Origin of the sequence: Microbacterium sp. JZ37 (assembly GCF_035188445.1) — a bacterium.
In the GTDB taxonomy this organism is placed as follows: Bacteria; Actinomycetota; Actinomycetes; order Actinomycetales; family Microbacteriaceae; genus Microbacterium; species Microbacterium barkeri.
The window spans coordinates 1634511-1651627 of the sequence record NZ_CP045253.1 but is presented as its reverse complement, the minus strand read 5'-3'; the positions used below and the strand labels follow the sequence as shown (position 1 = coordinate 1651627).

The 17117-nt window shown below is 73.6% G+C and carries 20 protein-coding genes; 13 read left to right on the top strand and 7 right to left on the bottom strand.

Going from position 1 to position 17117, the window contains the following annotated elements:
* Positions 1-57: 57 nt before the first annotated feature.
* The 7 genes from GC092_RS07460 (at position 58) to GC092_RS07430 (ending at position 6506) form a co-directional block, all read left to right on the top strand.
* Positions 58-1434, top strand: coding sequence for an aldehyde dehydrogenase family protein (locus GC092_RS07460; RefSeq protein ID WP_324014702.1), 1377 nt, complete (start codon positions 58-60; stop codon positions 1432-1434).
* A complete protein-coding gene (gene rfaE2 / locus GC092_RS07455) occupies positions 1431-2918 on the top strand; it encodes a D-glycero-beta-D-manno-heptose 1-phosphate adenylyltransferase (RefSeq protein WP_324014700.1) in 1488 nt (495 codons plus the stop codon). The genes GC092_RS07460 and rfaE2 overlap by 4 nt, the downstream gene beginning before the upstream one ends.
* Positions 2918-3940 (top strand): glycosyltransferase family A protein, encoded by a 1023-nt coding sequence (locus GC092_RS07450; protein WP_324014699.1) that lies wholly within the window; start codon positions 2918-2920, stop codon positions 3938-3940. The genes rfaE2 and GC092_RS07450 overlap by 1 nt, the downstream gene beginning before the upstream one ends.
* Complete coding sequence (locus GC092_RS07445; RefSeq protein ID WP_324014870.1) at positions 3858-4028, top strand: DUF2795 domain-containing protein; 171 nt, start codon at positions 3858-3860, stop codon at positions 4026-4028. The genes GC092_RS07450 and GC092_RS07445 overlap by 83 nt, the downstream gene beginning before the upstream one ends.
* Before the next feature lie 69 nt (positions 4029-4097).
* Positions 4098-4982 (top strand): metalloregulator ArsR/SmtB family transcription factor, encoded by an 885-nt coding sequence (locus tag GC092_RS07440; RefSeq protein WP_324014697.1) that lies wholly within the window; start codon positions 4098-4100, stop codon positions 4980-4982.
* Between the two features lie 41 nt (positions 4983-5023).
* Positions 5024-5434 carry an arsenate reductase ArsC gene (locus GC092_RS07435; protein ID WP_282977859.1) on the top strand — a complete coding sequence of 137 codons (411 nt, stop codon included), beginning with the start codon at positions 5024-5026 and terminating at the stop codon, positions 5432-5434.
* A 103-nt stretch (positions 5435-5537) separates the two neighbouring features.
* Positions 5538-6506, top strand: coding sequence for a TIGR03557 family F420-dependent LLM class oxidoreductase (locus GC092_RS07430; protein ID WP_271171984.1), 969 nt, complete (start codon positions 5538-5540; stop codon positions 6504-6506).
* A gap of 31 nt (positions 6507-6537) precedes the next feature.
* On the opposite strand, the gene GC092_RS07425 is transcribed toward GC092_RS07430, so the two are convergent.
* Positions 6538-6822: a DUF2188 domain-containing protein gene (locus GC092_RS07425; RefSeq protein ID WP_271171985.1), complete on the bottom strand. Its 285-nt coding sequence runs from the start codon at positions 6820-6822 to the stop codon at positions 6538-6540.
* A 108-nt stretch (positions 6823-6930) separates the two neighbouring features.
* Positions 6931-7656 (bottom strand): B3/B4 domain-containing protein, encoded by a 726-nt coding sequence (locus GC092_RS07420; RefSeq protein WP_324014694.1) that lies wholly within the window; start codon positions 7654-7656, stop codon positions 6931-6933.
* 199 nt (positions 7657-7855) lie between these two features.
* On the opposite strand from GC092_RS07420, the gene GC092_RS07415 reads away from it, so the two are divergent.
* From GC092_RS07415 to GC092_RS07405, 3 genes are all read left to right on the top strand, one after another.
* Positions 7856-8983 carry a Gfo/Idh/MocA family protein gene (locus GC092_RS07415; RefSeq protein WP_324014692.1) on the top strand — a complete coding sequence of 376 codons (1128 nt, stop codon included), beginning with the start codon at positions 7856-7858 and terminating at the stop codon, positions 8981-8983.
* The gene (locus tag GC092_RS07410) at positions 8980-9711 is read left to right on the top strand and encodes a ThuA domain-containing protein (RefSeq protein WP_324014690.1); all 732 of its coding nucleotides are present in this window, start codon (positions 8980-8982) and stop codon (positions 9709-9711) included. The genes GC092_RS07415 and GC092_RS07410 overlap by 4 nt, the downstream gene beginning before the upstream one ends.
* Before the next feature lie 119 nt (positions 9712-9830).
* On the top strand, positions 9831-10130 hold the full coding sequence (locus GC092_RS07405) for a hypothetical protein (RefSeq protein WP_271171989.1): 300 nt from the start codon (positions 9831-9833) through the stop codon (positions 10128-10130).
* A 63-nt stretch (positions 10131-10193) separates the two neighbouring features.
* Here the strand turns inward: GC092_RS07405 and GC092_RS07400 are convergent, their stop codons facing one another.
* Positions 10194-11210 (bottom strand): YeiH family protein, encoded by a 1017-nt coding sequence (locus GC092_RS07400; RefSeq protein WP_324014688.1) that lies wholly within the window; start codon positions 11208-11210, stop codon positions 10194-10196.
* An 88-nt stretch (positions 11211-11298) separates the two neighbouring features.
* Between GC092_RS07400 and GC092_RS07395 the strand changes: the two genes are divergently transcribed.
* A complete protein-coding gene (locus GC092_RS07395; RefSeq protein ID WP_324014687.1) occupies positions 11299-12216 on the top strand; it encodes a LysR family transcriptional regulator in 918 nt (305 codons plus the stop codon).
* 1 nt (position 12217) lies between these two features.
* Here the strand turns inward: GC092_RS07395 and GC092_RS07390 are convergent, their stop codons facing one another.
* The 4 genes from GC092_RS07390 to GC092_RS07375 form a co-directional block, all read right to left on the bottom strand.
* On the bottom strand, positions 12218-13096 hold the full coding sequence (locus GC092_RS07390; protein ID WP_324014686.1) for a sulfurtransferase: 879 nt from the start codon (positions 13094-13096) through the stop codon (positions 12218-12220).
* Between the two features lie 77 nt (positions 13097-13173).
* Positions 13174-13755 (bottom strand): FMN reductase, encoded by a 582-nt coding sequence (gene msuE / locus GC092_RS07385; protein ID WP_324014685.1) that lies wholly within the window; start codon positions 13753-13755, stop codon positions 13174-13176.
* 94 nt (positions 13756-13849) lie between these two features.
* Positions 13850-14137, bottom strand: coding sequence for an Rdx family protein (locus GC092_RS07380; RefSeq protein ID WP_271171994.1), 288 nt, complete (start codon positions 14135-14137; stop codon positions 13850-13852).
* A gap of 30 nt (positions 14138-14167) precedes the next feature.
* On the bottom strand, positions 14168-14755 hold the full coding sequence (locus tag GC092_RS07375) for a helix-turn-helix domain-containing protein (protein ID WP_271171995.1): 588 nt from the start codon (positions 14753-14755) through the stop codon (positions 14168-14170).
* A gap of 100 nt (positions 14756-14855) precedes the next feature.
* Here GC092_RS07375 and GC092_RS07370 point away from each other — a divergent pair, with 100 nt between their 5' ends.
* A complete protein-coding gene (locus tag GC092_RS07370) occupies positions 14856-15476 on the top strand; it encodes a class I SAM-dependent methyltransferase (RefSeq protein WP_324014683.1) in 621 nt (206 codons plus the stop codon).
* An 18-nt stretch (positions 15477-15494) separates the two neighbouring features.
* On the top strand, positions 15495-17060 hold the full coding sequence (locus tag GC092_RS07365) for an MFS transporter (RefSeq protein WP_324014682.1): 1566 nt from the start codon (positions 15495-15497) through the stop codon (positions 17058-17060).
* The last annotated feature ends 57 nt before the right edge of the window (positions 17061-17117 follow it).

Here is a 17117-nt window from a genome sequence, read left to right as displayed (position 1 = left end):
CGCGCGGCGCAGTGGGTACGTGGGGAGGAGGAGCACGCGAGCGGAAGGAGCAGGACGATGAGCGACGACACAGCCATCCGGACGCGAGACGAGATCGTGATCAGGGATCCGCGCGACGGAACGGTGACCGGGTCGGTGCCCGTCGCCGATGTCGCGGAGGTCCGTGCCGCCGTCGCGAGGGCGAGGGCCGCGCAGCCCGCCTGGCGCGCGACCCCGGCCGCCGAGCGAGGTCGAACGCTGCGGGCCGCCGCGCACGCGCTCGCTGAACGCGGCGCGGAGCTCGCGGAGGTCGAGCAGCGCGACAACGGGCGTCTGCGCGCCGATGCCGACGGCGGCATCGCGGCGGCCGTGGACACGCTCCTGCAGTATGCCGAGAGCGCTCCGCTCCACCGCGGCCGCAGCCTCCGCGGCGCCCCCGACGCGCTCGACCTCACGCGCGCGGAGCCGCGCGGCGTGGTGGCCGCCGTCACGCCGTGGAACGATCCCATCGCCGTGGCCGCCGGCCTCATCGGCGCCGCCGTCGCGACGGGCAACACCGTCGTCCACAAGCCGAGCGAGCGCTGCCCGCACGCCGGGCGCCTGCTCGGCGAGATCCTCGCCGCCGCCCTTCCCCCCGATGTGCTCGTGACCGTGCTCGGGGGCGCCGACGTGGGCGAGGCGCTGGTCAGCTCGCCCGGGGTCGACGTCGTGGCGCATGTCGGGTCGACGGCTGCGGGCGAGCGCATCGCGCGCATGACGGCGCTGACGGGCGCGCACCTCGTGCGCGAGAACGGCGGCAACGACGCGCTCATCGTCGACGCCGACGTCGACCCGCGCTGGGCGGCGGCCCAGGCGGCACTCGGGGCGTTCGCGAACAGCGGCCAGATCTGCACGGCCGTCGAGCGCATCTTCGTGCACCGTGCGGTCGCACAGGAGTTCACGAGCGCCCTCGTGGCGGAGGCGGAGAGCCGGACCCTCGCGCCGCTCGTCGACGCGCGGATGCGCGACGAGGTGCATGCGCAGGTGACGGCGTCGCTCGCCGACGGCGCCCGGGCCCTCACCGGCGGGACGATGCCGGACGGCCCGGGCTTCCGCTACCCCGCGACCGTCCTCGTCGGCTGCACGCCCGACACCGCGGTCTTCCGCCAGGAGACCTTCGGCCCGGTCGCCCCGGTCATGGTCGTGGACGACTTCGACTCGGCTCTGCGCCACGCCGTGCAGGACGCGTACGGTCTGGCCGCGACCGTGCTCACGGGCGACATCGCGCACGCGCATCGCGCGATCGACGCGCTGCCGGTCGGCACCGTGAAGATCAACGCCGTCTTCGGCGGAGCTCCGGGCGGCTCCGCCCAGCCGCGCGGCCGCAGCGGCTCCGGCTTCGGGTACGGACCGGAGCTCCTCGACGAGATGACGAGCGTCAAGGTGGTCCACATGGCACCGGCGGTGACGCGGTGACCGCGCTCGACGCCCTCGCCGCGATCCGCGACCGTGCGCCGCGCGTGACGGTCATCGGCGACTTCCTCCTCGACGGCTGGTGGAGCGGCGACATCTCGCGGCTCGCCCGCGAAGCGCCGGCCCCGGTCGTCGAGGTCGCCGAGCGCGCCTGGGCGCCCGGCGGCGCCGCCAACACCGCGATGAACCTCGCCGCGCTCGGCGCCCGCGTGAGCGCCGTGGGGCTCATCGGCGCCGACCACGCAGGACGACTGCTGCGCGAGCGGCTCGCCGCGGCCGGCATCGACACGGCGCGACTGCGCGAGGTGGCCGATGCGCGGACGACGACGAAGATCCGCGTCGTGTCGGGCGATCAGGTGATGCTGCGTCTCGACGAGACCCAGGTTTCACCGTGGCCGGCGGATGCCCTCGCTCGTCTCGTCGAGGACGCGCGCCACGCGAGCGCGGGCGCGGACGCGCAGCTCATCTGCGACTACGCGTCGACCCTCCTCGCCGACGAGGTCGTCGAGGCGCTGGCTCGGCTGCCGCGGCCGCCTCTGCGCGTCGTCGACGCGCACGATGCGGCGCGCTGGCGGCGAGCCGAACCGGACGTGATCACGCCCAACGCGGCGGAGGCCGAGCGCCTCGTCGGAGCGGAGCTCGGCACGGGCGAGGAGCGGGTCGAGCGGGCCGCCGCCGTGGCCGACCGGCTGCGCGCGGCGGCGGGCGCGGGCGCCGCTGTCGTCACGCTCGACCGCAGCGGGACGGTGCTCCTGCGCCCCGGCCATCCGCCCGTCCGCACGCGCGCGCACCCGACGCCGGAGAAGCAGGCGTCGGGCGCAGGCGACGTGTTCGTGGCCGCGCTCACGGTCGCCGTGGCCTCGGGAGCGCCCCTGCCCGTCGCGACGGAGCTCGCGCAGGCCGCGGCCGACGTCGCGGTGAGGAAGCCCGGGACCTGCGTGTGCTCCCTCGACGAGCTCGCGGCCTGGGCGGGCCGCCCGTCGGATGCGGCTCTCGATGCCGACGAGCTCGCCGAGCGCATCGCGGCGCACCGGCGAGCCGGCGAGCGGGTCGTCTTCACCAACGGGTGCTTCGACGTCCTGCACCGCGGCCACACGAGCTACCTCCGCCAGGCCAGGCGCCTCGGCGACGTGCTCGTCGTGGCGGTGAACGGCGACGCGTCCGTGCGACGGCTCAAGGGGCCCGGCCGCCCGGTCAACAGCGCCTCGGACCGCGCGAACGTCCTCGCCGCGCTCGAGTGCGTCGACTACGTGACGGTCTTCGACGAGGACACGCCCGCCGCGCTCATCCGGCGTCTGCGCCCGGACGTGTACGCGAAGGGCGGCGACTACACACCGGAGATGCTGGCCGAGACCGCCGACGTGCACGCGGTCGGCGGAGAGGTCGCGATCCTCGACTACGTCTCCGATCACTCGACGACCGAGATCATCGGGCGGATCCGGTCCCGCCCCGCGCCGGCGGATCTGGCTCGCGAGGGGCGGCGCTGATGCGGAGCAGACGCGGAGCGGCGCGGTGGGCCCTCGCCTCGCAGCCCGCGCCGCCGGCCGTCGACGTGCTGGTCCCCACCGCAGGCCGCACGTCGGCGCTCGCCGTGACGCTCGCCGGCCTCGCCGCGCAGGACGACCCGGCCTTCCGGGTGATCGTGAGCGACCAGTCGCCCTCCGCGCCTGTCGACGCAGACCCCGCCGTGCGCGCGATGTTCCGCGTCCTCCGGGCCCAGGGGCGCGAGGTCGTGCTGCTTCGTCACCTCCCCCGCCGCGGGATGGCAGAGCAGCGCCAGTTCCTGCTCGACGCGTCCCGCGCGCCGCGGGTGCTCTTCCTCGACGACGACGTATGGCTCGAGCCGGGCGCGCTGGAGCGGCTCGACGCCGCGCTGACCGAGTCGGGCGGCGGCTTCGCGGGGTACGCGGTGCAGGGACTGTCGCATCTCGACGACGTGCGCCCGCACGAGCGCGAGGCGTTCGAGCCGTGGGGGCCCGCGGGCGTGCGGCCCGAGCGGATGCGCCGCGGCGCACCGGGCTTCGAGCGGTGGCGTCTGCACAACGCCGCGAACATGGCGCACGAGGCCGCCGATCGCGGGCTCGACGACGACGCGCGGCTGGCCTACCGCATCGCATGGGTCGGCGGGTGCGTGCTCTTCGAGCGCGCGGAGCTGCTCGCCGCCGGCGGGTTCCGCTTCTGGCGCGACCTGCCGGCGGCGCACGCGGGCGAGGACGTCGTGGCGCAGTGGCGCGTCATGGAGCGTGCGGGCGGCGCCGGCGTGCTGCCGAGCGGGGCCGTCCACCTCGAGGCCCCCACCACCGTCGTCGACCGCGGGACGGAGGCGAGCGAGATCGTCTTCGCGGGCGAGTCGGCGCAGCAGGGCCCCGCGGGGCCCGAACGAGAGAGGAGAGAGAAGGATGAGCGAGACGCCCAACCCCATCCAGGTGCAGAAGTTCCTGGGCGGCATCGACTATCCCGCGAGCAAGGAGGACATCCTCGCATCGGCGCGGGACGCGGGCGCGGATGATGCCGTGCTCGATGCGCTCGGCCGCATCCCGGATCGCGAGTACGACGCGCCGACGGCCGTCAGCTCGGCCGTGAGCGACGCGCAGTGACGAGAGGGGGCGCCGGCCGACGCCGGCGCTCCCTCTCCGCTCGGCCCCATGAGGCATAGACTGCGATCTATGCCCGCCGCGACCTCCCCCGCTCTCCTCGCGACGGTCGCCGACCCGACGCGCGCCCGGATCATCCGGCTCATCCTCGACTCCCCCGAGGGCCGCGTGAGCGTGACCGAGCTCGCCGTCGAGCTCGGACTGCGCCAGCCGACCGTCAGCCACCACATGCGCGCGCTCGCGTCGGCGGGCGTCGTCGAGCGGCGGCAGGAGGGACGCCGCGCGTGGTTCTCGCTCGCACCGGGTCGCGCCGATGAGGTGATCGGCCTCGTGGGCCAAGCCCCCGCCGCCGGCCCGGACCTCGAGCGCATCGCCGCGGACCTCACCGAGCGGTACCAGGGCGTGCACGGCGCCGAGACCGTATCGCTCTTCGTTCGGACGAGCCATGAGCTCCTCCGCCGACAGGAGCGCACGCCGGCCCGCCTCGCCTCGCGGGTGTCGGCCCTCGCCGTCGAGCGCCTCGACGCGCTCACGCGCTCCCGATCCGTCAACCGCGGCGTGCCCGAGGTGCTCTTCGTCTGCGTGCGCAACGCGGGCCGCTCGCAGCTCGCCGCGGCGATCCTGCGGCATCTCGCCGGCGACCGGGTCCGCGCCCGCACGGCCGGCTCCGAGCCGGCCGAGGAGGTCAAGGCGCACGTCGTCGCGGTGCTCGACGAGATCGGCGTGCCGCTGGGAGACGAGTTCCCCAAGCCGCTGACCGCGGAGGCCCTGCGCGCGGCCGACGTCGTCGTCACGATGGGCTGCGGCGATGCCTGCCCCGTGCTCCCGGGCAAGACCTACCTCGACTGGCCGCTCGACGATCCCGCCGACCAGCCGCTCCCGCGCGTCCGGGCCATCCGCGACGAGATCGAGCGCCGCGTGCGCAGTCTTCTCGGGGATCTCCTTCCCATCACATAGACAACGGTCTATGCTTTGAGGCGACCCGACCCGGAGGAGCCATGACCGAGACCACCCGCCCCGCCGTCCTCTTCGTCTGCGTGCACAACGCGGGCCGCTCGCAGATGGCCGCGGGCTATCTGCAGGCGCTCGCGGGCGACCGCATCGACGTGCTCTCCGCGGGCTCGGAGCCCAAGGACCAGATCAATCCGGTGGCCGTCGCCGCCATGGCCGAGGAGGGCATCGACATCTCGGCGGCCACCCCGAAGGTGCTGACCGTCGACGCCGTCCGGGAGTCCGACGTCGTCATCACGATGGGCTGCGGCGACGCCTGCCCGATCTTCCCGGGGAAGCGCTACGAGGACTGGCAGCTCGACGACCCGGCCGGGCAGGGCATCGAGGCGGTCCGGCCGATCCGGGACGAGATCCGGGCGCGCGTCGAGAGCCTCGTCGCGGAGATCGCGCCCGCCTGAGAGCGGGCATCATCGAGGACCTCCCGGCCCGCGGCAACCCCCTGTTCGCGGTGTTCCCCCGCGCCTAGTGTGCGGGGGAACGCCGACGACACAGGAGGTCCACATGACGCGCTTCGGATACACGCTGATGACCGAGCAGAGCGGCCCGCGAGAGCTCGTCGCCTACGCGCAGGCCGCGGAGGCGGCGGGGTACGACTACCTCGCGTGCAGCGACCACTACTCCCCGTGGCTCGTGAGCCAGGGCCACGCCCCCTACGCGTGGACGGTGCTCGGCGCGGTCGCCCAGGCCACGTCGCGCGTCGAGCTCATGACGTATGTGACGTGCCCCACGATGCGGTACCACCCCGCCGTGGTCGCGCAGAAGGCCGCGACGATGCAGGTGCTCTCGGACGGGCGGTTCACGCTCGGACTGGGATCGGGCGAGAACCTCAACGAGCACGTCGTGGGCGAGGGATGGCCTGCTGTGCACGCGCGCCAGGACATGCTCGCGGAGGCGATCGAGATCATCCGCGCGCTGCACACGGGCGACCTCGTGACCTACGAGGGCGAGTGGTTCCGCGTCGACTCCGCACGCGTGTGGGACGCCCCGGACGGCGGCGTGCCGATCGGCGTCGCGGTGTCCGGAGACAGCTCGGTCGCGGAGTTCGCACCGCTCGCCGACCACCTCATCACGACCGCTCCCGACGCCGACCTCCTCGCCTCCTGGGACGAGGCTCGGGGAGGCCGCGCATCCCGCAAGATCGGGCAGATCCCGATCTCCTGGGACCCCGACCGAGACGCGGCCGTCGCGCGAGCGCACGAGCAGTTCCGCTGGTTCGCAGGCGGCTGGGCCGTGAACGCCGACCTGCCCACGCCCGCCGGCTTCGAGGGGGCCAGCGCGTATGTGCGCCCCGAGGACGTCGCGGCCTCGATCGCGTGCGGACCCGACCTCGACGCCCTCGCGGAGAGCGTGCGCCCGTTCGTCGACGCCGGCTTCACGGATGTCGCGATCGTCCAGGTGGGAGACGCTCAGCAGGAGCGCTTCCTCGCCGAGGTCGCGGAGCCGCTGCTCGAGCGACTCCGCGCACTCTGACGGTTCCCCGGCAGCGCGGGGCCGGCGCGGATCAGCCTGACGGGTTGTCGAGCGGCATCCCCCGCTCGTCGGTGGTGTCCGGCAGCATCTCGTCGGCCACCTCGGCCGCGTCGGCCCCGCTCTGCTCGTCGCTCGCGACCCCCGTCGGCTCGCTGTCGACGACCCGGTGCGGCACCCCGAGGCGCTCGGCGAGCGCGCGCCCGGCCTCGATGGCCTCCTCCCTGCTCGCCGAGCTCTGCGAGAGCTCAGTGTCGCCGGCGACCCGGCTGATCCACTGCCCGCGCTTGGCGAACGTCTCCACGTGCGTTCCGGTCATGCTGCGTCCTCCCTCGTCGATGTCGGGAGCGACGCTACGACGGGCGCCGGGATGACGACAGGGGGTTGCGCCCTGGCCCGGTGCGGCCCACGCCGTGCGCGAGCAGCGTCAGCCGAGAGCGGAGTCCGACCCTGCGAGCAGGCGTCGCGCGACCGTCGCGCCCGCGCCGAGGTGCTCGACGAGCGCGTCCGCGGCGGCCTCCAGCTCGGCATCCGACGTCGGCGCGAGAGCGTCGAGGATGAACAGGGCCGTGCGCGTGCCGTCGGTCAGCCGCGTGCGGCGGCCCTGACGCCAGTTCCATCGGCGGCACGTCACGCCCTCGCCGTCGCACCAGACGACCTCACCCGGGTCGGGGTGCTCGACGACCGGGTCTCCGCCGGCCACCGTGTCGAAGGGCTCCGACCCGGTCGCGCGCACGAGGCGCGGCGCACCCACGTACCGGTCGAGATCCTCACCGCCGAGCGGGAGCCCATGGAGGACCGAGATGGCGTTGTACACGTCGGTGAGGCGATTCACTCGCGGCAGCGCATCCGCCGCACGGCGGGTGAGCGCTTCGAGGCTGTTGCGCGTCCGCTGCGGCTTCGCCCCGAACGCCCGGTAGGCCTCTCGCCACGACGCGATGTGCGGCTCATCCTCGATCGGCCCGGCGGCGACCAGGCGCCGGGCGTGCTCCTCGGCACGGACGAGCAGCGCCTCGCTCTCCGCGTCGCCTGCCGCCGGAGCGATCCCCTCGATGACGACGAGCATCGCCCGGTAGTCGGGGCGGAGGGCGAACACCTCCTCGTGGACGAAGCTGTCCTCGAGGATCCTGTCGATCCGCGTCGTTCCCGCCATGAGCTCCTCCTCGGTCTCCCGTTCCCCCCGAGCATAGTGCACGAAACTGCACTGGATGGCCAGGCTCCGAGAAACCGGTATCGACGCGCCCGCAGGGGGGTGATTGACTCTCCGGGAGATGTCTCCTACGGTCGAGACACGCATATATTTAGATACTCAATCATCCGGGCGTCGATGCCCGGAGAGAGAACGAGGAACAGTGACACAGCAGTCCTCCCCCACTCCCGCTCGTCGCATCCGTGCAGGCGTCGTCGGAATCGGATGGGCCGGCCAGCAGCACATGGCGGCGTACGCCGCCCGCCCGGACGTCGACCTCGTCGCGATCGCCGGGAAGGAAGACGACGTCCGCGCGCAGCTCGCGGAGACCTACGGCATCGACGAGACGTACGCCGACTGGGAGGAGATGATCGGCCGCGGCGACCTCGACGTCGTCAGCGTCGCGGTGCCGACCTTCCTCCACGCGCCGATCAGCATCGCGGCGCTGCGCGCCGGCGCGCACGTCCTGTGCGAGAAGCCGATCGCCCGCACGGGCGACGAGGGCCAGAGCATGGTCGACGCCGCGCGCGAGGCCGGGCGCATCCTCGAGATCACCTTCAACCACCGCCGCCGCGGCGACATCGAGGCGATCCGCGCGGCCGTCGACGACGGCACGATCGGTCGCCCCTACCACGCGCGCGCGATGTGGCTGCGGCGCTCGGGCATCCCGGCTCTCGGGAGCTGGTTCACGAACGCCGAGATGTCGGGAGGCGGGCCGCTCGTCGACCTCGGTGTGCATGTGCTCGACTGGACGCTCCACCTCATGGGAGAGCCCCGCGTGACCGCGGTGTCCGCCGTCACGCACTCCGAGCTCGGCCCGCGCGGCCTGGGCGGCTCGGGAGGCGTCAAGCACGGGACCGGTCACGCGTACGAGGTCGAGGACCTCGCCACCGCGCTCCTGCGCCTCGAGGGCGGCGGGTCGATCGTGCTGGAGACGAGCTGGGCGTCGCACCGCTCGACCCCCGATCAGTTCGGCATCGCGCTGTACGGCACCGACGGCGGCGCCGACCTCTCCGTCGTGGACTACGCCCCGTCGGGCGAGCTGACGATCTTCACGGGCGATGGCGCGTCGCGCCAGGACACCCCGATCCAGGCGCCCGCAGGTCGCGGGCACGCCGCCGTCGTGGAGACGTTCCTCGACCACGTCGCCGATCCCGCCACGTGGGCCGAACACGACGGGAGCGTCGGGCTCAGCCGCGCGCGCCTCGTCGACGCCTGCTACGCGTCGGCCGCCGCCGGGCGCGAGATCGCCCTCGACACCGACCTCAACATCATCGGAGGAACAGCATGACCATCCGCGCCCTCGTCTGGAACGAGAACGTCCACGAGACGACGCAGGACGACATCCGCGCCATCTATCCCGACGGGATCCACGGCGCGATCGCGCAGGGCCTCGCCGAGCTGCTCGGCGACGACGTCGCGGTGCGCACGGCGACGCTCGCGGAGCCCGAGCACGGCCTGACGGAGGATGCCCTCGCGGCCGCGGACGTGCTCCTGTGGTGGGGCCACATCGCGCATGATCAGGTGGCGGACGAGGTCGTGGCGCGCGTGCAGCGCCATGTCCTCGGCGGGATGGGCCTCATCGTGCTGCATTCCGGCCACTTCTCGAAGATCTTCACGCGACTGCTCGGCACGACGTGCTCCCTCGCCTGGCGCAACGACGGAGAGCGCGAGCTGGTCTGGACGACCGCGCCCGGGCATCCGATCGCGGAGGGCGTCGAGAATCCGATCGTCATCGCGCGACAGGAGATGTACGGCGAGCACTTCGACATCCCGAACCCCGACGACCAGGTCTTCATCAGCTCGTTCGAGGGCGGCGAGGTGTTCCGCTCGGGCGTGACCTTCACGCGCGGCCGCGGGCGGATCTTCTACTTCAGCCCCGGCGATCAGGAGTACCCCGTCTACTTCCACCCTCAGGTGCGCCGCGTGCTCGCGAACGCCGTCCGCTGGACGGCCCCGACGCCGGGCGAGCGCCGACAGCCGGAGGTGAGCAACCCCGCGCGGAGGACGTGGTCCTGACGCCGTCTGCCCGATCGCGGCGACCGTGTCAAGCCTCGAGCCCCGTCTTGGAGAGGAGGCGGCGCGGTCGGTAGACATCTTCTATCGCCGCACCCCGCGGCACCGAGAACGGAGGACAGATGTCGCTGATCGCAGAGACAGCCCCGCAGGCCCCCGCACGCACCGCGTCGACCATGAGGACCGGTCACCCGAGCCTCGGACGCGCGCCGGAAGCCGTCCTCATCCCCATCAGCCTCACGTGCTACCAGGTGGCGCTCGCAGACCAGGTGAAGGGGTACATCTGCGTCAAGGGACGCGAGTGGGAGTGCTTCGCCGGCGCGCACATGGCCGACGCGCGCTCGATCGGGACCCGCGCGAGCCTCACCGTCGCCATCCGCGATCTCGTCACCGACATCCCGCACGGTCTCACGGCCGTGTGACCGATCGCGACGAGGAGGCGCCGCCCGGATCGCCGGGCGGCGCCTCCTCGTCTGTGCAGACCCTCAGGCGAGAGCGCCGAACGCGGACATCACGGCCAGCGCGGTGCCCGCCACGACCGCGGAGAGGATCGCGCCGAGCCCCAGCGGGCGCCACCCGGCTCGGAGCACGGCTCGGATGTCGGTCGAGAGGCCCACACCCGCGAGCGCGGCCGCGATGAGGAACCCGCTCGCCTGCGAGATCACGTCCTGCATCCCGGCCGGGATCCACCCGGCCGACCGGGCGAGCGCGAGGAGCGCGAACCCGATGAGGAACCACGGCACGAGCGCCGCGGCCCGGCTCGGGGTCAGCGGGCTCCCTCCCCCGCCCCGTCGGCTCTCGCCGATCGAGAGCGCGATGCTCAGCGGGATGATCGCGAGCGTGCGGACGAGCTTCACGGCGACCGCCACGGCGAGTGCGCCTCCGCCGAACACCCCCGCCGCCGCGATGACTGAGCTCGTGTCATTCACGGCGGTGCCCGCGAGCACCCCGAACGCGTGCGCGTCGAGCCCCAGCGCGTGCCCGAGCACGGGGAACACGACGACAGCGAGGAGGTTGAAGAGGAAGATCGTCGACATCGCGTAGGCGATCTCGGCGCTCGAGGCGCCGATCACGGGGGCGATCGCGGCGATGGCGGACGCGCCGCAGATCCCGGTGCCCGCGCCGACGAGGGTCCGCAGTCGCCGCCCCACGCCGAGCACCCTGCCGACGACGACCGTCGCGAGCGCGCACGCCCCGAGCGTGGCGGCCATGACCGGAAGCGCCTCGGCACCGGCCGCGACGACGCTCTGGATCGGGAGGCCCGCGCCGAGGAGCACGATGGCGACCCGCAGGCCCGGGCCGCTCGCCCACGCCATCCCGGGGTGCAGCGCAGGCCCCGGAGCGCGGAGCACCGCGCAGCCGACGCCGAGGGCGATCGCGGGCGCCGCGCTGCCGACCGCGGGGGCTGCGCGGCCGATCACGAGGGAGACGAGGGCGATCGCGCCGCAGGCCGCGAGGCCGGGGGCCGCCCGCATCGTGCGGTGCAGAAGGAGCTGGGGCATGCTCCCACGGTCGCCGGAGCACGGGGCGCGCGGTATCCGGCTGGCGTGCGTGGGGGTACAGGGCCAGACTGTAGGGACCATGCGACACGTGCCCTCGATCGACGCCCTCGAGCTCCTGAGCGCCGTCGCGCACCACGGCTCGATCTCGGCCGCGGCCCGCGAGACCGGCTGCACGCAGCAGTCCGCGTCGGCGCGCATCCGCTCGCTCGAGCGCACGCTCGGCCTCGAGCTCGTGACGCGCTCCCCGCACGGCGTGGCACTCACCGCGAGCGGACGCCGGGTGCTGACCTGGACCGACGACCTGCTCGCGGCCGCTGAGCGGTTCCGCGCGGGCGTCGAGCGGCTGCGCGGGGAGAGCACGCGCGCGCTCGTCGTCGCCGCGAGTCAGACGGTCGCCGCGCACATGCTGCCCGCGTGGCTCCTCGCCCTGCGCGCCGCGCAGCTCGAGGACGGCAGGGAGCCGACCTCGGTTCGCCTCGTGACGGCGAACAGCGACGAGACGGCCGAGCTCGTGCGCACGGGCAAGGCGGACCTCGGGTTCGTCGAGAGTCCGGACATCCCGGACGACCTGTCGAGCTCGACGGTCGCGGACGATGTGCTCGTCCTCGTCACGGCGCCCTCGCACCCGTGGACCGACCACGGGAGCGTGTCGCTCGACGACGTCGCCGACACCGCGCTCATCGCGCGCGAGGACGGCAGCGGCACGCGGAGGGCGTGGGAGTCCGCGGTCCGCAAGCGGCTCGGACGCACGCCGGTCGCGCCGGCCATGGTCCTGTCCACCTCGGCGGCGATCCGGTCTGCGGTCGCCGAGGGCATCGCCCCCGCCGTTCTGAGCGACCTCGTCGTGGCGGACGATGTGCGCCTGGCGCGTCTGCGGCGGATCGCGATCGCCGGGCCCGCCATCTCGCGCCCGATCACGGCGCTCTGGCGCGGCACACCGCGCGACCTCGCACCGACGAGCCGCGACCTGCTCGAAGCCGCGGTTCGGCGCGGCATCCCGACCTGAGTCACCGGGCGAGCGCAGAGCTCCGCAGGTGCCCGACGACCCGCCCGGCCGGCGTCGGGCCGACGGCGATGGGCCGCCCCGGGCTCTGCACCCACCGGCTCCACGAGCCCGAGAAGACCCGCGCCTCGATCCCCGCTGTCGCGAGGGCGAGGGCACTGTGGGCGGATGCGACGCCCGACGCGCAGTACAGCCCGATCTCGCGGCCCGGTCGAGCCCCGGTCCGCGCGAAGGCCGTGAGGATCTCGGCCGGCGTGCGCAGCGTGCCGTCCGGTCGGATGTGCGTCACGGCGGGGAGGCTGACGGCGCCCGGGATGTGGCCGGCCGTCGGATCGGCTCCCGCGTGCGCACCGCGGTATCGCTCAGGGGACCGCACATCGACGAGCACGCCGCGGCTCGGCAGGGTCGCCGCCTCGTCGATCGGCAGCTCCCCGGGATCGACGTCGCGCAGCGTCGCGTCACCACGGGGCGGAGCGACGTCGCCCGTGTCGAGGAGATGTCCGGCGGCGATCCACGCGCGCAGGCCTCCGTCGAGGACGCGGACCTCGAGCCCGGTGCGCCGGAGCAGCCACCACGCCCGCGCGGCGGCGACCGAGTCATTGTCGTCGTAGACGACCACGAGGTCGCCGCGGCGCACGCCCCATCGGATGGCCGCGCGCTCGAGATCGCGGTGGGCCGGACGCGGATGCCGGCCCTCCTCCGGATGCCCGCGACGGGCGAGCTCGGTCTCGAGGTCGACATACACCGCGCCGGGGAGGTGACCCGAGAGGTAGGCGGGTCGGCCCTCCGGGAGGTCGAGGCGCCAGCGGACGTCGAGAAGGCTCACGCGTGCGCCCCCGGAGAGCCTTTCGTGCAGGTCGGCAGCGGAGATGAGAGGCGACATGAGGCCATCCTCACCCCGCGCACGGCATTCCCGATCATTCCGATAGGGAATATGACGTCGTGCGTCGTCGGCGGGCGCTACACGCCCGCGGCCACCGGGGACGACGTGGCGAGAGCCGCGCGCACCGACGGCAGCCCCCGACGCACCGTGAGCTCGAGCCGGTCGTGCAGAGCCGCCGAGGCGATGCGACCGTCCGTGAAGTCGGTGTCCCGCGCGTAGACCGAGAGCGGGAGCGTGAGGGACTGGAAGAACGCGAAGAGCGGGCGGAACTGATGCTCGAGCGCGAGGGCATGCCGATCGCTCCCGCCGGTCGCGGCGAGCTGCACGGGCGTGTCGACGAGGGCGTACTGGTCGACGAAGTCGAACACGTGCTTGAACAGCCCCGTGAACGAGGCGCGGTAGACGGGGCTCGCGACGACGAGGAGGGACGCGCTCTCGATGCGGCGCAGGGCCTCTTCCGCGCGCACCGACAGCTCATCGCGGCGCAGCGCGCCGCTGAACTCGCGACCGAGTTCGCTGAGCTCGATCACGTCGGTCGTGACGAGATGCTCGTCGCCGAGGGCGTCGGCGTACGCGGTGAGGATGTCGCGCGCGAGAACGCTCGTGCGCGAGGGCGACTGGAGGCTGCCGGAGACGGCGACGAGGGAGACGGTGACCATGCGAGCACGCTACGAGCGCATCCGCGTCGTCGGGGCCGAGCGCGTAGCCGGGCGACGAACTCGGTAACACGACGTCACCGGCGCACGTCGCGGCTCAGTCCCCCGCGGCGCGATCCGCGTGCCCGAGCGACTTGCCCGGCGCGATGAGGTCGCGCACGCGCCGCTTCAGGTCAGCGATCTCCGGGAAGCCGCCGTCGCGCTTCCGGTTCCACACGTGCACCTCGCCGACGTCGATCCGGAACACGCCGCCCGTCGCCGGCACGAGCGCGACCTCGCCGATCTCGTCCTCGAACGACTGGAGGAGCTCACCCGCGTACCACTGGGCGCGCAGCAGCCAGCGGCACTGGGTGCAGTAGGTGATGACGATGCGAGGGGAGGCCATGCACCCACGGTATCGACTCGTCGGCGGAGGCTACGGCGTCGCGGCGCCCCCGTGCACGTGCGCGCGCTGCCCATGACGGCCGACGAGGCTCAGGTACTCGACGGCTCCCGCGCTCGTCGCACCGAACCAGTGCGGGGTGCGCGTGTCGAACTCCACCGCCTCGCCCGCGTGGAGAAGGAGGTCCTGGTCGCCGAGGACGAGCCGGAGCGTCCCGTTGAGGACGTACGCCCAGTCGTGCCCCTCATGCGAGCGGAGATCGGGAGCTCGGTCGTCCCGGTCGGCCGGCAGCACGAACTTGAACGCCTGCACCCCACCGGGGCGCCGGGTGAGCGGGATGATGACCGAGCCGTCGCCGCAGGAGATCGGGCGCAGGTCCACCCGCGGGTCGGCCGTGCGCGGGGCGTCGACGAGGGAGTCGATCGTGACGCCGTAGTACCGGGCGAGGGGCAGGAGCTGCTCGAGGGTGGGCCGGCGCAGACCGGCCTCGAGCCGCGACAGCGTGCTGACGGAGATCCCGGTCGCCTCCGCGAGCGCCGTGAGCGTGATGTCGCGCCGCAGCCGAAGGTGCTTGAGCCTCGGCCCGACCGCGTCGAGAGTCTGGTCTGCAGATGGTCGCATGGCACCAGTTTGCCATTCGGCAAGAATATTTGCCACCGTGGGCTCCGGGATGGGACGCTCTTCCCGCACCCCGCTCACGGTCGGGGAGAAGGAGATGAGCATGCACGACTTCGACAAGGCCTTCTGGGAGGATCACTGGTCCGCCCACGCCCCTTCGGATCCCGGGCTCGACGCACCCCACCCGTACCTGGACAGGGAGATCGGCGGCCTCGCGCCCGGCACGGCGCTCGACGCAGGGTGCGGGACCGGGGCCGAAGCGGTCTGGCTCGCCGAACGAGGATGGCAGGTCACCGGCGTCGACCTCTCCGCGAACGCACTGGCATCGGCCGCGCGTCGCGCCGCCGCTGCGGGGGTCGCGGACCGGATCGACTGGGTCGAGGCGGACATCGCACGATGGCGACCGAGGCGGACGTGGAGCCTCGTCCTGACGAGCTACGCGCACGCCGACATCGGCCAGCTCGACCTCTTCCGCCTCCTCGCGTCACAGGTCGCACCGGGCGGCACGCTCCTCGTCGTCGCCCACGCGCCTTCGCCCGCCCACGGGCATGGCACCGTCCCGCATCCCGCGCACGCGACCGCCTCCCCCGGCGACATCGCGTCGCTGCTGACCGCGCCCGAATGGCAGGTCGACAGCCGGTACACGTCGTCCCGGGCGCTGACGATCGGCACCCACCGGCAGCATCTCCGCGACGTCGTCGTGCGCGCTCATCGTGTCCACTGAACCGGAAAGGCCCGCTCCATGACCTCGACCTCCCCCGTCCGCGTCCATCCGCCGTCCCTCGTCGTCGACGATCCGCGGCGACGCCGGGCGATCCTCTGGGCTGTCGGCATCGCGCTCATGGCCGTCGTCGCGTCGGTCTCCGGGCTCAACGTCGCGCAGCCGCAGCTCGCGAGCGCGTTCGACGCGTCGCAGGGCGACGTGCTCTGGATCATCAACACCTACACGCTCACGCTCGCGGCCCTCCTGCTTCCTCTCGACGCCGCAGGAGACCGACTGGGACGACGCCGCGTGCTCCTGCTCGGGCTCGCCCTCTTCGGGCTCGCCAACATCGCCGGCGCTCTCGCGCCCGTGCTCGAGGCGATGCTCGCCGCGCGGCTCCTGGCGGGGGTCGGCGCCGCGATGATCATGCCGGTGACGCTCGCGGTCATCACCGCCACCTTCCCCGAGGGCGAGCGCTCGCGCGCGATCGGCATCTGGAGCGCGGTCGCGGCGAGCGGCGGCCTTCTCGGCATGTACCTCTCGGCCCTCCTCGTCGACCTCGCCTCGTGGCGATGGCTCTTCGCGCTGCCCATCGCACTGACGATCGCGGCGCTCCTCGTCGCCATCCGAGCGGTGCCGGACTCGCGCGAGGTCGCGAGCGGCCGTTTCGACCTCGTCGGCGCCGTGACCTCGGTCGTCGCCGCCGTGGGATTCACGTTCGCGCTGCACGAGGCTCCGACGCACGGCTGGACCGATCCGGTCGTGCTCATCGCACTCGCGGCGGCCGCGCTCGCCGCCGTCGCGTTCGCGGTGTGGGAGCTCCGCGCGGACGACCCCCTGCTCGACCTGCGGTTCTTCCGCCGGCGCGGCCTCTCCTCCGGGTCCGCGATCCTCCTCGTGCTGTTCGGCGTGCAGGGCGGCGTCTCGCTGATGCTCTATCCGTTCCTCCAGGTCGCGCTCGGGTGGAGCGGCCTCCTCGCCACGCTCGGCCTGATGCCGCTGGCGCTCATGATGATGCTCGCGTCCGGCCTCGCTCCGCGGTTCGCTGCGCGCGTCGGCACACGGACTGCGATGGTCGCGGGCCTCGGGATGTCGGCGGCGGGTCTCGCGCTCATGGCGGGTCTCGTGTCCGCGGACGGAGGCTACCTCAGCGTTCTGCCGGGCCTCGTCGTCCTGGGCGTCGGCGCAGGGCTCGCGATGACCCCGTCGACCGAGGCGATCACCTCCTCGCTTCCCGAGGAGCGTCAGGGAGTCGCGTCCGCCGTCAACGACCTCGCACGCGAGCTCGGCGCGGCCCTCGGCATCGCCCTGCTCGGCGGGCTCCTCGTCGCCGGCTACCGCGACGCGATCTCGGTGCGGCTGGACGGCGTCCCGGCGGAGTGGGCCGGCGCCGCGAGCGAGGGCATCGCGACCGCCGCCGCGATCGCGACGGAGGCCGGTCCCCGTGCGGCGCAGATCCTCGATGCCGCCCGCGTCGCGTTCGTCGTGGGCTGGCAGCAGACGATGTGGGCGGGCGCCGCGGTGCTGGGCGCGGTCGCCATCGCCATCCTCGTGCGCGGACCGGTATCCGCTGTCGACCGCTCGCCGTCCGCGGACGCGAGCTGAGCCGGGACCTCGCCGCACAACGCGAGAGCGCCCCGTCTTCCGACGGGGCGCTCTCGC

What these genes read in the sequence shown, in the direction of transcription:
- GC092_RS07410 (WP_324014690.1), top strand. Translation starts at nt 8,980, where the DNA reads ATGACCATCCGCGCCCTCGTCTGGAACGAGAACGTCCACGAGACGACG.
- GC092_RS07370 (WP_324014683.1), top strand. Translation starts at nt 14,856, where the DNA reads ATGCACGACTTCGACAAGGCCTTCTGGGAGGATCACTGGTCCGCCCAC.
- GC092_RS07450 (WP_324014699.1), top strand. Translation starts at nt 2,918, where the DNA reads ATGCGGAGCAGACGCGGAGCGGCGCGGTGGGCCCTCGCCTCGCAGCCC.
- msuE (WP_324014685.1), bottom strand. Translation starts at nt 13,755, where the DNA reads ATGGTCACCGTCTCCCTCGTCGCCGTCTCCGGCAGCCTCCAGTCGCCC.
- GC092_RS07440 (WP_324014697.1), top strand. Translation starts at nt 4,098, where the DNA reads ATGCCCGCCGCGACCTCCCCCGCTCTCCTCGCGACGGTCGCCGACCCG.
- GC092_RS07375 (WP_271171995.1), bottom strand. Translation starts at nt 14,755, where the DNA reads ATGCGACCATCTGCAGACCAGACTCTCGACGCGGTCGGGCCGAGGCTC.
- GC092_RS07380 (WP_271171994.1), bottom strand. Translation starts at nt 14,137, where the DNA reads ATGGCCTCCCCTCGCATCGTCATCACCTACTGCACCCAGTGCCGCTGG.
- GC092_RS07430 (WP_271171984.1), top strand. Translation starts at nt 5,538, where the DNA reads ATGACGCGCTTCGGATACACGCTGATGACCGAGCAGAGCGGCCCGCGA.
- GC092_RS07435 (WP_282977859.1), top strand. Translation starts at nt 5,024, where the DNA reads ATGACCGAGACCACCCGCCCCGCCGTCCTCTTCGTCTGCGTGCACAAC.
- GC092_RS07400 (WP_324014688.1), bottom strand. Translation starts at nt 11,210, where the DNA reads ATGCCCCAGCTCCTTCTGCACCGCACGATGCGGGCGGCCCCCGGCCTC.
- GC092_RS07420 (WP_324014694.1), bottom strand. Translation starts at nt 7,656, where the DNA reads ATGGCGGGAACGACGCGGATCGACAGGATCCTCGAGGACAGCTTCGTC.
- GC092_RS07460 (WP_324014702.1), top strand. Translation starts at nt 58, where the DNA reads ATGAGCGACGACACAGCCATCCGGACGCGAGACGAGATCGTGATCAGG.
- GC092_RS07365 (WP_324014682.1), top strand. Translation starts at nt 15,495, where the DNA reads ATGACCTCGACCTCCCCCGTCCGCGTCCATCCGCCGTCCCTCGTCGTC.
- GC092_RS07405 (WP_271171989.1), top strand. Translation starts at nt 9,831, where the DNA reads ATGTCGCTGATCGCAGAGACAGCCCCGCAGGCCCCCGCACGCACCGCG.
- GC092_RS07390 (WP_324014686.1), bottom strand. Translation starts at nt 13,096, where the DNA reads ATGTCGCCTCTCATCTCCGCTGCCGACCTGCACGAAAGGCTCTCCGGG.
- GC092_RS07425 (WP_271171985.1), bottom strand. Translation starts at nt 6,822, where the DNA reads ATGACCGGAACGCACGTGGAGACGTTCGCCAAGCGCGGGCAGTGGATC.